This window comes from Stenotrophomonas maltophilia group sp. Smal12, from assembly GCF_037079935.1.
GTDB lineage: Bacteria > Pseudomonadota > Gammaproteobacteria > Xanthomonadales > Xanthomonadaceae > Stenotrophomonas > Stenotrophomonas sepilia.
The window spans coordinates 1-13,545 of the sequence record NZ_JBAWUK010000077.1 but is presented as its reverse complement, the minus strand read 5'-3'; the positions used below and the strand labels follow the sequence as shown (position 1 = coordinate 13,545).

Here is a 13,545-nt window from a genome sequence, read left to right as displayed (position 1 = left end):
TACATCGAGATGTTCTACAACCCGATCCGCCGGCATGGTTCCGCTGGCGGCGTGTCACCGGTAGAGTTTGAAAGGCGCTACGCGCAGAGCGGCAACTGAGTGTCTACAGAACTCTGGCCGGTCCAGCTGCGCTGCTGATACTGGAGCAACTGGGCGTGTCGCGCTCGGTGCTGTGGACCGCGCTGACCGGGTTCATGGCGGTCGGTGCGGTGGCGTTCTTTGCTGCATGGAGCGTGTTGTCCAACCTGTTCTGTTCATTCCTGATCGTCGCCACGCGCCCGTTCCGCATCAATGACACCATCGAGGTGCTGGAAAGCGTGGACAAGCCGGGCTTGTGCGGTCAGGTGGTGGACATCAACCTGATCTACACCACGCTGAGTGATCGTGGCGAAGGCGCGCGCGGTTGCCTGCTGCGCGTGCCGAACTCCTTGTTCTTCCAGCGCATCACCCGCCACTGGGGTGACAGCGGCTATTCCCAGCTGCCGGGAAGCGTGCCAATCAAAGGCAAGGTGCGCTGAGTAGCTGTAGAGCCGAGCCCATGCTCGGCTTGCTGCGCGCAGCGCTCGGTGCAGCGCGACCTGAACGGAGAGCAGCCGAGCATTGGCTCGGCTCTACGGGTGCCACAGCGGGTGCAACCCTACTCCGCCGCCAATGCCTGGATCGGGTCCAGCTGCGCGGCGCTGCGCGCCGGAAAGTAGCCAAAGCCCAGCCCGATCACAGACGAACACACCAACGCGGCCAGCACCAGATAGGTACCCATGCGCCGCTTGGCGCTACAGGAACTCCGCCATGCGCTGCAACTCGTCGTCCAGCGCGCCACGAAATGCCTTGTCGCGGGCCAGCGACTTTCCGGCATAACCCACGTTCGGCACCAACTCACCGCCGCACACGCTCAGGTTGGCCCAGCCCACCACCTGGTCATGCCACAGCACCGGCAGTGCGTAGTACCCATACTGGCGCTTTGGCGCAGGTGTGTAGGCCTCGAACTTATAGACCCAATCCCACAGCAACTCGAAACGGCGGCGGTCCCACACCACCGGGTCGAACGGCGCCAGCAGGCGCACCTGATCGTCTGGCGCGTGCCTGCGCGAGCGTGGATTCTCGTCTGCCGGCCAGTACCAGGTGGTGCCCTCCAGCGAGCAGCTGGCCAGCTGCTGCTTGGCCAGCGCCAATGCCTTGCGGGTCTGCTCGGCCAGATGCGGTGCACCATAGCCCAGCAGGCGCACCAGGTAGGTCAGGCTGGCCGATGGCAGCGGCGCGTACTTGCGCACCACCAGATCAATCAGGGCGGTCGCGCGTTCGACCTGCGACTGCTCGCTGGCATCCGCCTCGGCATGCTCGGCCACGGCGTAGATACGGGTGCCGTTGTCACGCCGCGCCACGCGCAGCATTCCGCGGTAGTGCATGCCATCGAGCAGGTGGGTGCTGGCATTGCTGGTGCCGCCCCAGTAGTTGGTCACCCGCCCATGCGCAAACGCCTGGTCGACCTCGCGGGGGTGCACGCTGCCGCGCTCGCGCACGAACGCCAGCACGTCGGCCGCGCGGCGATGGGTCTCGGCGTCCCACTCGCGCTTGGACACGCGCGGGTGCATCAGCGCCAGATGCTCGCGCGGCAGGAAGCCGTAGTTCACCAGGCAGTCCTCTTCCACCGGCAAGCGCGCATAACGACGTTCAAGATCACCCGCGCGGTAGTCCTTCACCCGGTGCCGCAGGGTCAGATCCTGCGCGCGTGCCGGTGCCCGGATCGGGTCGGCCTGCACGAAGCCCAGCCGCCGGATCGCGGTCAACAGCGTGGTCGGCTTGAACAGGGTGCGCGCCACCGCGTAGCGGCGCAGATCTTCAAGGGTAGGCGTGGCAGGCATGGCTGCATTGTAGATCCACGCCATGCGTGGATGGGATCACGGCAATTCCCCCGAGGGCTAGCGCTCATCGCACCCGGACCCTTCACCGGATCCAACTACAGGCGCTGCCAGACCACGCCCTCACCCCGGCGGTAGTACACCGCCATCGCGCGGCCATAAATCCGGTCCGCATCGACCCATCCGAAGAAGCGGCCGTCCAGGCTGTTGCCACGGTGATCACCCAGCACCAGTACCTTGCCGGAGGGTACCTGCACATCGGCAATGTCCGGGCCTCCGCCATGCGTCAGGTCGAGCCAGGCGTGCCGCTTGCCAAACCGTTCCACGCCGCTCGCATAGGTCATCTGGAGGGGGCGTCCATTGACGCTCAGGCGCCCATCCTGCAGACGCACGCGGTCGCCGGCCACGGCCACCACGCGCTTGATCATGCGCACGCCATCGGCCGGCGAAGCGAACACCACCACCTCGCCGCGTTGCGGCACGGTGGCGCCCATCAGCTTCAGCCCGCTGAAAGGCAGGCGCAGGCCGTACGCGCGCATATCGACAACGACGCGGTCACCCGGCTGCAAGGCGGGCTGCATTGAACCACTCGGCACGACGTAATGGTTGGCCAGGGTGTCGCGTGCAACGAAGAACAGGCCCAGCAGCATCAGCAGCGGCGCGGCCTCCTTCTTCAGCCACGCCAGCATTCGCTGGGACCACGACGCGCGGAGGGTGGCATCCATAAGGGCTCCGGAAGGTGATGGAAGGACTCGGAGCCCTAGGCTAGACCGGGCACACCTGGCCACACATAGGACAGGTCCCAGATGTGCCCGCCCGTAGGGCCAACAGGCACGACCAACGCTACAGATCGCCGTCCGCATCCAACAACTGCAACGACCCGATCACGAGCGCCTGCATGCCCTGCTTGAACTCGGTGATCACCTGGCCCTCTTCGTCATCCGCAATCGCGTAGATGGTGTCGGCGCCGGCGATGCAGTAGAACGCGATCGTGGCCAGCAGCCAGCGCGCCTTGTCCATCGGCAGGCCGAACACTTCGGCCACGTGCGCCTGGTGCGAGGCAATCTTTTCCAGCATCGGCGCGGTCGCCACCGTGCGCCGCAGCAGGTATGGCGGCAACCCGGGATGCGCCTTCACCACCTCGCACAACGATTCCACGAACACCATCAGATAGCCCTGCAGGCCGCCCGCCGCATCGGCCGACGCGCGCGGAATCTGCCAGCGCTGGAACACGGCTTCGGCCACCAGCCGCTTCAACGCCTCCAGGTTCGCAACGCGCTTGTACAGCGCCGCTTGGGTGACCGCGAGCTCGGCGGCCACATTGGCCATGGTCAGGTTGGGCAGACCCAGGCGGATGCCGATGTCGGCCAGGCGCTCGGGGGTGATGGTCGGTGGACGGCCGCGCGGCGGCACCGTGGTTTCGCGTTGCGTGTTCATACCCTGCCGAGGGTGCCAGCAAAGGGACCCTCTTGTCCGCTTTGGTCTCTTTAGTTTAATTTACTCAACTAATTCGGAATGCGTCTGGTTCGCAATTATGGCGCCGTCCGGATCGAGCCCGTGGCTCACTTCCCGCCAGGTCCCCACCCAGCCGACAACCCCGCGCTGCGCCCTCCCCCGTGCTTGCCGATGGCCGCGCGCCAGGCGCGCTCGCCCTCGCGATTCACAGGACCCTGGTATGACCGTATCCCCCTTCTCCTCTTCACAGAACCAAGCTGCCGCCGTGTCCTGCAGCCAGCCACTTCCACACGGCCTGGCCCGGCGCTACCGCGCATCGGCGCTCGCGCTTGGCCTGATGGCATCGTGTGCCGCGCTGGCCGAAACCGCGCCGTCCACCCTGCCCTCGGTGCAGGTACAGGAACAGCGCCGCGTGACCGGCGACTATGCCGGCGGCCAGGTGGCCGCCGGCGGCCGTATCGGCCTGCTCGGCGACAAGGACTTCATGGATACGCCGTTCAGTACGGTCAGCTACACCGAGTCCTTCATCCGCGACCGCCAGGCCAAGGACCTGACCGACGTCATCGCCGCCACCGACCCCACGGTGTTCAGCAACGGCGTCACCGGTTCCTGGAGCGAGAACTACGCAATCCGCGGCTTCGCCTCCAGCACCAGCGACACCACCTTCAACGGGCTGAGTGGCATGGCGCCCTACTACCGCACCTCGCCGGAAATGTTCGAACGCATCGAGGTACTGAAGGGCCCCTCCGCGCTGCTCAATGGCATGCCGCCGGGTGGTTCGGTCGGTGGCAGCGTCAACCTCGTGCCCAAGCGCGCCGGCCAGCAGCCGCTGTTGCGGGTCAGCGCCAACTTCGCCTCCGACGCGCAGTTCGGCACCCATGTGGACATAGGCCGTCGGCTCGGCGCCGACAGGCAGTTCGGCATCCGCTTCAACGGCGCGTACCGTGATGGCGATGGCGCCGTGGGCAAGCAGCGCAAGAAGGTCCAGCTCGGTTCGCTGGCACTGGACTGGCGCGGCGAACGTGCGCGGCTGTCGGCCGATCTGTACAGCGCCGATGACCGTGTTGACGGCCCCGCACGTGGCGTCGGCCTGGCACCCGGCGTCGCCATTCCGCGGCCGCCGCGTGGCGATACGCTGATCAACCCGGACTGGGCCTACGTGGACAGCCAGGACAAGGGCGCGATGCTGCGCGGCGAACTGGACATCAACGATACCCTGATGGCCTACCTGGCCTACGGCACCAGCAGGACCGACTACCGCTACAACGGTTCGATCAGCGCGCAGATCCTCAACCCGGCCGGCGACTTCACCACGGTGATCGGCCAGCTCGCCTTCGATATCAGGAAGCAGTCCGGCGATGCCGGCCTGCGCGGTTCGTTCCGGACCGGCAGGGTCGGCCACCAGTGGGCTGCCAACGTGACCCACTACCAGCACACCCAGAACGACTACGGCCGCCGCAGCGTGCCGGGCTGGGACTGGACCACCAACCTCTACAACCCGGTGTGGGGCCCGGCCGCGCCGTTCGTAGCGCCGCACATCTCGCATACCGAACTGCGGCTGGACAGCCTCGGCTTCGCTGATACCCTGTCCTTCGCCGATGAACGCGTGCAGTTGACCCTGGGCGTGCGCCGCCAGCAGGTGGTCAGCGAGACCTTCAACGTCGCCACGGGTGCACGCACCTCACGCTACGACGAGAGCGCCACCACGCCAGCAGCGGCGCTGCTGGTGAAAGCCACCGACACGATCTCCCTCTACACCAACTACATCGAGGGCCTCAGCCAGGGCGCCACCGCGCCGATGACCGCCGCCAATGCCGGCGATGTATTCGCGCCGTTCCGCACCAAGCAGAAGGAGCTGGGCCTGAAGCTGGACCTGGGCCGCTTCGCGCACACCTTCAGCCTGTATGAAATCAAGCGGCCCAGCAGCTACACCGACCCGGTCACGAATATCTTCTCGTTCGGCGGCGAACAGCGGAACCGCGGTGTGGAATGGGGCTTCTTCGGTGCGCCGCTGGACGGCGTGCGCCTGCTGGGCGGCGTGGCCTATGTGCAGCCGAAACTGACCCGCACCGCCGGTGGTGTGAATGAAGGACGCATGGCCACAGCAATTGCGCAGCGGCAGGCCAAACTCGGTGTGGAATGGGATGTGCCCGCGCTGGAAGGCCTGACCCTGACCGGCAATGCCACGGCCATGTCGAAGCAGTACATCAGTGCCGACAACCATCTGTCAGTGCCGGGGCGCACGTTGTTCGATCTGGGGGCGCGCTACAGCGCCACACTGGCCGGCAGGCCGCTGGCGTTGCGCGCCACAGTGAACAACGTGACCAACAAGGCGTATTGGGGCATGCCGTTGCTTTCCAGTCTGGCGCTGGGAGCGCCGAGAACGGTGTTGTTCTCGGCGACGATGGATTTCTGAGCCGGCGTGGAACCCCTGTAGAGCCGATCCATGCTCGGCCCGGTTCCGTCCGGTGAGCCGAGCGTAGGCTCGGCGCTACAGAACGCGGGGCCATCCGCCAACGGCATCCAGGCAGGATGCAAATATCCTGTAGAGCCGAGCCCACGCTCGGCTCCACGCCAACAGCATCCACGCATGGCGTGGCTCTACTCGGGATGCAGGCGGAAGATGGCGTGATTGGTCAGCGCCAGCGCGGCCAACATCAGCCCTTCCATCACGCGGTCGCCCACGTAGTGTTCCGGGCCGCCATTCTGGCGGGCGCGCTCGGCGGACAGCAGGATCGTTGACGATGCGCAGCCCCGCCAACGCGCCGTCGCTGTCGGCCAGGGCCAGGCAGCGGACTGGCAGCTGGTGGCGCTCGGGCCAGGGCTGGCCGTCGGCGGCCACGCCCAGACCGATCTGGTGCAGCAGCGCGATGAGGTTGTTGGGGTCGGGCTTCGCGCGCACTTCTTCGCCCTCATCGGCGTTGGCCGGGGCGTACTGGGTGCGCAGAGGGGGAATGTCCGAACGGTCCATGGCAGGTTTCCGTGCAAGGCATGCGGGACCACCGCCCTTAACAAAGGCGGCGGACGGTACGTGTGTGGAAACCGGTAGCTAAGCGTCATTACCCGGTGGGTTCGCTTGCGCGCACCCCACGTACCGCCCGCCATGGAACGCGAACGGAATGCCAGCCGGCGCCGCGCAAGGCGACGCCGGCTGGCAAGCGTAAACAACGCATAGCTAAACGGGTTTCCACACCCGGCCACCCTTTTCCGGCGGCAATCCATCATGTGCACGGCGGGGTGGCAGGCGCCAACAACCCACGTGCAAAGACAGCAACGTTCACGCAGTGGCAGCATTGTCGCATATCGACAATCGAGCCGAAGATTCAACAACTTGCACCATGCCGATGGCGGCATGCTTCACCCGCATCGGCACCGCGCATTCCTTGACCGCATCCGGCATTCAAGACAGGCGACGCGCCAGTTGCGACATTACGCAAGCAGATAGGCAATCAACGCCAGCACCGCCAGATGTCCCACGTAGTACCCGTAGAACACCCACCGCCAGCGCGGCAGTGGCCAATTCACCCGCGCGGCCAGCAGCACCACCGGAACGGCCAGCAGCGCCCAGCCGTTGTGGTTCGCCCAGCACACCGCTGCGAGCCCGACCAGCAACAGCCACCACGCGCGATGCCGGAACGCGATCCATCCCAGCAGCACGCAGCCGACACCCGCCCACTGGTAATCCACGAACATCGGCAGCACGCCGGCAGCCAGCAACAGCAGAACGGGCCGATGGTTCGCCAGCGCATGAACGGCCACGGCCGCCAGAGTGAAAGTAAGCAGGATGTTGAGCGGCAGCCAGGAACCAAACGCGAATGCGTGCACTGGCTGGGCGATCAACCCCCAAAGCACGAGCCGGCGTATCGATTTGCGCAGGTCGGCCCCGGGCTGGGCCAGGTTGCAGGCCATCACCAGCGCGAACAGCGGGAAGGCAATACGCCCCAGTTCGCTGACCACCGGCACGTAGCCGCCGAAGGCCACCTTGGCCACGTGATCACCGGTCATGGCCAGCAGTGCGATCCACTTCAACAGCTCGCGCGCACCGCTGCCAAGGGTGAAGTTGAAGGTTGACGTCCCGGTCGTGGTCGCTTGCATCGCGGAAGCTTATGCGCATCGGCCAGCCCATTTCCAGCGCCGCGCAGGAGCCCGTCGCTGCAGCCCGCAGGTGGCGGCGCTATGCTGGCCGCCCCTGCTTGTGAGACACCCGCCATGCGCACCCTGTACCCCGCCATCGAACCCTACCGCGAGTTCACCCTACCGGTGAGCGATCTGCACACGCTGCATGTCGAAGAGTGCGGCACACCGGACGGCATTCCGGTGGTGTACCTGCACGGCGGCCCGGGCGCCGGTATCTCGCCCACCCATCGCCGCTTCTTCGATCCGGCACGCTACCGCATCGTGTTGATCGACCAGCGTGGCAGCGGCCGCTCCACACCGTTCGGCGAGCTGCGCGACAACACCACGCAGGACCTGGTGGCCGACATCGAGAAGGTGCGCGAGCACCTGGGCATCGAGCGTTGGCTGGTCTATGGCGGCTCCTGGGGATCGACCCTGTCTCTGGCCTATGCCCAGGCGCATCCCGAGCGCGCCACCGGCCTGATCGTGCGCGGCGTATTCCTCGGACGCGAAATGGAGAATCGCTGGTTCGCCGAGGCCGATGGCGGTGCGCGCTGGATCTTTCCGGAGCGCTGGGACCGTTATGAGGCTTACATCCCGGAAGCCGAGCGTGGCGATATGATCGCCGCCTACTGGGCGCGCATGAACGGCCCGGATGAGGCGACGCGCATCGAAGCCGCGCAGGCCTGGCTGGGCTGGGAAGACAACGCGGCAACCCTGCAGCACGACGTCGACGCTCAATCCACCGATGATCCGCTGGATACGTTGGCCAAGGCCCGCATCGAGGCGCACTACTTCCGCAACGGCATCTTCCTGGAACCCGACCAGCTGCTGCGCAACATCGATCGCATCCGCCATCTGCCCTGCGTGATCGTGCAGGGCCGCTACGACATCATCTGCCCACCGCGCAGCGCGTGGGACCTGGCCAAGGCCTGGCCGGAGGCGCGGCTGGAGATGGTGACCTCCGGCCACAGCGCCAACGAGCCGGCCACGGTGGATGCGCTGGTGCGAGCCACCGACGCCTTTGCAGACCGCTTCTGAAGCAGACGGGAGTGCCGGCCGCTGGCCGGCTTCCTGCCGTTCGAGGGTAGAGTGGACTGTTAGTCGACTGCTCTTGGCAGGAAGCTGAAGGCCCCGCGCTGCACTAGCAGTTAACTCTACCGAGGCGTCTCCGTCGAGCCACCGCCCCCAAGGCCTCCGCGCGCAATCGCCTCTGCGCGGCCCGGTGAATGGCGGCCCACCGGCAATGGTCGACGGGCCCCATTCTTCGCAGCCCGCTTACAGCCTCCCGCAGAAGATCCGGCCGTGACCACCGCACCGGTCGTCCGCCTTTTCTTCAGGAGCACGCCATGATCGCTTGTCGCTACCTTCCGATTGTACTCTCGCTTTCTGCGGCCTTGCTGCTGGGCGCCTGTTCCAGGACCCAGGAGGCGAGCAGGGCCACCGCCGACGAGGACGTCACCGAAGTGAAGCTGATACCGCCGTATGAATCGTTGGACAAGGACAAGGACGGCATCGTCACCCTGGCGGAAGTCGATGCGGTGGCACCGGACTGGGCCGAGCGCCTGCATGCCTGCGATACCGACCGCAACAAGACGCTGAGCCGCGGCGAGTACGACGTGTGCAAGCAGACCAGCGCTTCGCATTGATCCATCACCGAACCCCCGATTGGCGCTGTGCATGCCCGGCTATACCAAGGTATAGCCGGGCTAACCCACGGACCTCTAGGACTGTCCCGTTCAGGCGCGGACAATAGCACCACTGGGCAGGGCAACCCTGGCCGGCCCCCTCCCCTCATGGAGACGCAGATGGACCCCGACCCTTCCGGGCGCACCGCGACCCGTATGCCTGATTGCTGCCTGTTCCTGGCGCCTGGCCGCCGGTCCCTGCCTGCCTGAGTGACGGGGGACCGCCAGGCGCCGCCTGCCTGGAGATCGCCCCCATGTCCTACAAGATCCTCTACATCACCCTGCGTCGCCTGATCGGCGAGCGCGATGTTGCCGCCCTGCGCAGCCAGCTGCTGCAGTACGGCCCGATCATGTTTGCCCGTTCGCTGTCGCTCGGTTCGCCACGCGTTGTGGCCGACGCGCTGTCGCTGCTCCCGATCAGCGAGCGCATCAATGTGCTGCGCCACCTGCCCTATCCCCTGCGCGACGCGATGAAGCCACTGTGCATCGGTGGCAGCCAGCGCCTGCGCATGCAGCCGTGGTCGCCAGCGGTGCTGGCCATGCGCCACGCCTGACCTGCCTCACCCATTCCGTTCGTGTTCCGGCTGCGGCCGGCTCTGACATTCGAGGAGCGTCCCATGAGCCTGCTCAACGCCTGGTTCAACGCCTTCCTGCGCAGCCGCCGCGCAGGCAACCTGTTCCGCCGCCGTGCGATGCCCGAAGCCGGCTTCGGCCCTGGCAGCGCCGAGGCCGCGCCGTTCGCGCTCACCACCGGCCTGGTCACCCTCGCCCAGCAGGACGAAGCCGAGCTGCTGACCACGCTGGAATCACATGCCGATGGCCTCAGCCCGCACGAGGCCGAGGAGCGACTGGCCACGCTCGGCCCCAACGAGGTGGATCACGAGAAGCCGCTGCCGTGGTGCCGCCACCTGTGGCAGTGCTACCGCAATCCGTTCAACCTGCTGCTGACCGTGCTGGCGGCGGTATCCTGGCTGACCGAGGACATCAAGGCGACGATCGTCATCGGTGCGATGGTGCTGCTGTCCACGCTGATCCGCTTCGTGCAGGAGGGTCGTTCGAACCGAGCGGCCGAGCGGCTGAAGGCACTGGTCGGCAACACTGCGCGCGTGCTGCGCCGCAATCCCGGCACCGAGGCTGCGGATGTGGCAGACCAGTACTTCGGCGCGCGCCTGCACAGCCGTCGCCCTGCACGCCTGCTGGACCTGCCGATCCGTGAACTGGTGCCCGGCGACCACATCGTGCTGTCGGCAGGCGACATGATTCCGGCCGATTGCCGCGTGCTGAATGCCAAGGACCTGTTCGTGGCGCAGGCGGCGATGACCGGCGAATCGCTGCCGGTGGAGAAGTTCGCGCACCCGGGCGATGGCCTGGCCGGCCTGCTGGAACAGCACAACCTGCTGTTCATGGGTACCAACGTGGTGTCCGGTACGGCCACCGCCATCGTGCTGGCCACCGGTAACCGCACCTACTTCGGCACGCTGGCCCAGCGCAGCACCGCCAGCGACCGTGCGCCCACCGCATTCCAGGCCGGCGTCAACAGTGTCAGCTGGCTGCTGATCCGCTTCGCGCTGGTGATGGTGCCATTCGTGCTGCTGATCAACGGCTGGACCAAGGGCGACTGGACCGAGGCGTTCCTGTTCGCGCTGTCGGTGGCGGTGGGCCTGACGCCGGAAATGCTGCCGATGATCGTCACTTCCACCCTGGCCAAGGGCGCGGTGCTGCTGTCGCGGCGCAAGGTAATCGTCAAGCGCCTGGATGCCATCCAGAACTTCGGCGCGATGGAAGTGCTGTGCACCGACAAGACCGGCACCCTCACCCAGGACAGGATCGCGCTGGAGCGCCACACCGATGTGTTCGGCCACGATTCGGAAGACGTACTGAAGTTCGCTTACCTCAACAGTCACTTCCAGACCGGGCTGATCAACCTGCTGGACCGCGCAGTGCTGGAACACGTGGAGCTGCAGAGTTCGTTGCGGCTGTCGCAGGACTACCACAAGGTGGATGAGATCCCGTTCGACTTCGAGCGCCGCCGCATGTCGGTGGTGGTCTCCGAGCGCGAGGACCACCATGAGCTGATCTGCAAGGGAGCCGTGGAAGAGATGCTGGCGGTGTGCAGCACCGTGCGCGAGAACGGCCAGGACATGCCGCTGGACGAGCGCCGCCTGGCGCGGGTGCGGCAGACCACCGAGGAACTGAACGAACAGGGCCTGCGCGTGGTGGCGGTGGCGATGAAGGAGACCGCAGCCAGCCAGACCACCTACTCGCAGGCCGACGAGTGCGGGTTGACCCTGGTCGGCTACGTGGCGTTCCTGGACCCGCCGAAGGAATCGGCCGCGCAGGCGCTGCAGGCGCTGGCCGCACACGGCGTCGAGGTCAAGGTCTTCACTGGCGACAACGAACTGGTGACCGCGCGTGTGTGCGCACAGGTGGGACTGGATGCCGACACCATCCTGACCGGGCCGCAGATCGAGCGCATGGATGACGGCGCGTTGTCGCGGGCGCTGCACCACCATCGCGTGTTCGCCCGGCTGACGCCGCTGCACAAGGAGCGCCTGGTGCGCGAGCTGCGTGCACAGGGCAAGGTGGTCGGCTTCCTCGGCGACGGCATCAACGATGCACCGGCGCTGCGCGCAGCCGATATCGGCATCAGCGTGGACAGTGCGGTGGACATCGCCAAGGAGGCCGCCGACATCATCCTGCTGGAAAAGAACCTGATGGTTCTGGAGGAAGGCGTCATCCAGGGCCGGCGCACGTTCAACAACATGCTGAAGTACATCCGCATGACCGCCAGCTCCAACTTCGGCAATGTCTTCTCGGTGCTGGTGGCCTCGGCCTTCCTGCCGTTCCTGCCGATGCTGCCGCTGCAGCTGCTGGTGCAGAACCTGCTGTACGACATCTCGCAGATCGCCATCCCGTTCGACAACGTGGACGAGGAGCTGGTGCGCAGGCCGCTGAAGTGGAACCCGGCGGACATCGGCCGCTTCATGCTGTTCTTCGGGCCGATCAGCTCGATCTTCGACCTGACCTGCTTCGCGCTGATGTGGTACGTGTTCGATGCACGCACCGCCGCCGACCAGAGCCTGTTCCAGTCCGGTTGGTTCGTTGTCGGCCTGCTGACCCAGACCCTGATCGTGCACATGATCCGCACGCCGAAGGTGCCGTTCCTGCAGAGCATCGCCGCGCCGCCCCTGCTGCTGATGACCGGCCTGATCATGGCCATTGGCGTGGCCCTGCCGATGAGCCCGCTGGCCGGCTACTTCAAGCTGCAGGCCCTGCCGGCCGGCTACTGGCCGTTCCTGGTGGCGATCCTGTTCGGCTATGCGGTGCTGACCACCGCGCTGAAGCGCTTCTACATCCGTCGCTACGGCTGGCAGTAAGCGCCCGCCGCCTTGTCCAGGGAGAATCACAATGGACATCAATCCGAACCTGCCGGCGTTCAACGCCGGCGCAACCCTGAGTTCGCTGATCAGCCTGTCGGTGGCGTTCGTGCTTGGCACGGCCATCGGCCTGGAACGGCAGCTGCGCCAACGCACCGCGGGCCTGCGCACCAACACCCTGGTGGCGGTGGGAGCGGCGGTGTTCGTCGATCTGGCGGTGCGCTTCCATGACCTGTACGGCGGCCCGCCGTCGCCGCTGCATGTGGTGGCCTATGTGATCTCCGGCGTCGGCTTCCTGGGCGCCGGCGCGATCATGAAGGATGGTGCGCAGGTGTCCGGCCTGAACACCGCCGCCACCCTGTGGGGCTCGGCGGCGGTGGGTGCATGCGCGGGTATCAAGCTGCTGCCGGAAGCGGTGCTGGCGGCGGTGTTCGTGCTGGCCGCCAACACCCTGCTGCGGCCGGTGGTGAACCGCATCCAGCGGCAGCCGCTGCCGGAAGCGTTCAGCGAAGCGACCTATGCGATCAACGTGGTCTGCCAGCGCGAGCAGCAGGCCGAGGTACTGGACCAGCTGTTGCTGCTGCTTGAACAGGCACAGTACCCGGTGCGCGCAGTCGACCAGCGCCCGTTTGGCGAGCGCGACGTGGAGATCGAAGCGGTGCTGTATGCCACCACCGTCGATGCGGGCGAACTCGATGCGGTATTGGCCACGCTGGCGACCACGCCCGGCGTCCTGCAGGGGTTCTGGAACGCCAGCCTGGAGGAGTAGTGCCGGCCGCTGGCCGACGACCTGATGATCTCCGGACGCCCCGTGCATCGCCTCGGCATGCCCACCACTGCGGTAGTGGGGGGGGGGGCGGCGGGCGCCCCCCCGCCGTCCCAGCCCCCCGGCGCGAGCCCGCCCCGGGGCGCCCGCCCCCGGCCCCCCCGGCCCCGGGGGGCCCCCACCACCCCCCCCCCCCCTCGGCGGGTGGTGTAATTTTGAAACCTCACCCCGACCGTCGAGCCTTAAGACTATCTGTACGGGACCCCCCCCCAGGGTTGGTGGCG

General features: G+C 66.7%; 11 protein-coding genes and 2 pseudogenes. 7 read left to right on the top strand and 6 right to left on the bottom strand.

Annotation, left to right across the window (positions count from 1 at the left end):
• Positions 1–125: 125 nt before the first annotated feature.
• A pseudogene (locus WDC87_RS20830) lies at positions 126–518 on the top strand (mechanosensitive ion channel family protein); the annotation flags it as partial.
• A 119-nt stretch (positions 519–637) separates the two neighbouring features.
• Here WDC87_RS20830 and WDC87_RS20825 read toward each other — a convergent pair.
• From WDC87_RS20825 to WDC87_RS20810, 4 genes are all read right to left on the bottom strand, one after another.
• Positions 638–760 (bottom strand): hypothetical protein, encoded by a 123-nt coding sequence (locus WDC87_RS20825; RefSeq protein ID WP_260808591.1) that lies wholly within the window; start codon positions 758–760, stop codon positions 638–640.
• 13 nt (positions 761–773) lie between these two features.
• Positions 774–1,862, bottom strand: a complete 1,089-nt coding sequence (locus WDC87_RS20820) for a crosslink repair DNA glycosylase YcaQ family protein (RefSeq protein ID WP_252745017.1) — start codon at positions 1,860–1,862, stop codon at positions 774–776.
• Between the two features lie 95 nt (positions 1,863–1,957).
• Positions 1,958–2,584: a signal peptidase I gene (gene lepB, locus WDC87_RS20815; RefSeq protein ID WP_088497564.1), complete on the bottom strand. Its 627-nt coding sequence runs from the start codon at positions 2,582–2,584 to the stop codon at positions 1,958–1,960.
• A 118-nt stretch (positions 2,585–2,702) separates the two neighbouring features.
• Complete coding sequence (locus WDC87_RS20810) at positions 2,703–3,296, bottom strand: TetR/AcrR family transcriptional regulator (protein WP_088497563.1); 594 nt, start codon at positions 3,294–3,296, stop codon at positions 2,703–2,705.
• Between the two features lie 238 nt (positions 3,297–3,534).
• Between WDC87_RS20810 and WDC87_RS20805 the strand changes: the two genes are divergently transcribed.
• Entirely contained in the window at positions 3,535–5,730 is a 2,196-nt protein-coding gene (locus WDC87_RS20805) for a TonB-dependent siderophore receptor (RefSeq protein ID WP_252745018.1), read from the top strand.
• A 185-nt stretch (positions 5,731–5,915) separates the two neighbouring features.
• On the opposite strand, the pseudogene WDC87_RS20800 reads toward WDC87_RS20805, so the two are convergent.
• Positions 5,916–6,285, bottom strand: a pseudogene (locus WDC87_RS20800) (hypothetical protein).
• Between the two features lie 458 nt (positions 6,286–6,743).
• The gene (locus WDC87_RS20795) at positions 6,744–7,409 is read right to left on the bottom strand and encodes a TraX family protein (RefSeq protein ID WP_072167129.1); all 666 of its coding nucleotides are present in this window, start codon (positions 7,407–7,409) and stop codon (positions 6,744–6,746) included.
• A 114-nt stretch (positions 7,410–7,523) separates the two neighbouring features.
• Here WDC87_RS20795 and pip point away from each other — a divergent pair, with 114 nt between their 5' ends.
• The 5 genes from pip (at position 7,524) to WDC87_RS20770 (ending at position 13,264) form a co-directional block, all read left to right on the top strand.
• The gene (gene pip / locus WDC87_RS20790; RefSeq protein ID WP_151355400.1) at positions 7,524–8,471 is read left to right on the top strand and encodes a prolyl aminopeptidase; all 948 of its coding nucleotides are present in this window, start codon (positions 7,524–7,526) and stop codon (positions 8,469–8,471) included.
• A 308-nt stretch (positions 8,472–8,779) separates the two neighbouring features.
• Entirely contained in the window at positions 8,780–9,079 is a 300-nt protein-coding gene (locus tag WDC87_RS20785) for a hypothetical protein (RefSeq protein ID WP_111007768.1), read from the top strand.
• Between the two features lie 293 nt (positions 9,080–9,372).
• Entirely contained in the window at positions 9,373–9,672 is a 300-nt protein-coding gene (locus WDC87_RS20780) for a hypothetical protein (protein WP_072167132.1), read from the top strand.
• A gap of 63 nt (positions 9,673–9,735) precedes the next feature.
• Positions 9,736–12,495 (top strand): magnesium-translocating P-type ATPase, encoded by a 2,760-nt coding sequence (gene mgtA, locus WDC87_RS20775; RefSeq protein WP_252745019.1) that lies wholly within the window; start codon positions 9,736–9,738, stop codon positions 12,493–12,495.
• A gap of 31 nt (positions 12,496–12,526) precedes the next feature.
• Positions 12,527–13,264 (top strand): MgtC/SapB family protein, encoded by a 738-nt coding sequence (locus tag WDC87_RS20770; protein WP_049448085.1) that lies wholly within the window; start codon positions 12,527–12,529, stop codon positions 13,262–13,264.
• Positions 13,265–13,545: the final 281 nt, after the last annotated feature.

What these genes read in the sequence shown, in the direction of transcription:
- WDC87_RS20770 (WP_049448085.1), top strand. Translation starts at nt 12,527, where the DNA reads ATGGACATCAATCCGAACCTGCCGGCGTTCAACGCCGGCGCAACCCTG.
- WDC87_RS20825 (WP_260808591.1), bottom strand. Translation starts at nt 760, where the DNA reads ATGGGTACCTATCTGGTGCTGGCCGCGTTGGTGTGTTCGTCTGTGATC.
- pip (WP_151355400.1), top strand. Translation starts at nt 7,524, where the DNA reads ATGCGCACCCTGTACCCCGCCATCGAACCCTACCGCGAGTTCACCCTA.
- WDC87_RS20810 (WP_088497563.1), bottom strand. Translation starts at nt 3,296, where the DNA reads ATGAACACGCAACGCGAAACCACGGTGCCGCCGCGCGGCCGTCCACCG.
- WDC87_RS20785 (WP_111007768.1), top strand. Translation starts at nt 8,780, where the DNA reads ATGATCGCTTGTCGCTACCTTCCGATTGTACTCTCGCTTTCTGCGGCC.
- lepB (WP_088497564.1), bottom strand. Translation starts at nt 2,584, where the DNA reads ATGGATGCCACCCTCCGCGCGTCGTGGTCCCAGCGAATGCTGGCGTGG.
- WDC87_RS20795 (WP_072167129.1), bottom strand. Translation starts at nt 7,409, where the DNA reads ATGCAAGCGACCACGACCGGGACGTCAACCTTCAACTTCACCCTTGGC.
- mgtA (WP_252745019.1), top strand. Translation starts at nt 9,736, where the DNA reads ATGAGCCTGCTCAACGCCTGGTTCAACGCCTTCCTGCGCAGCCGCCGC.
- WDC87_RS20805 (WP_252745018.1), top strand. Translation starts at nt 3,535, where the DNA reads ATGACCGTATCCCCCTTCTCCTCTTCACAGAACCAAGCTGCCGCCGTG.
- WDC87_RS20820 (WP_252745017.1), bottom strand. Translation starts at nt 1,862, where the DNA reads ATGCCTGCCACGCCTACCCTTGAAGATCTGCGCCGCTACGCGGTGGCG.
- WDC87_RS20780 (WP_072167132.1), top strand. Translation starts at nt 9,373, where the DNA reads ATGTCCTACAAGATCCTCTACATCACCCTGCGTCGCCTGATCGGCGAG.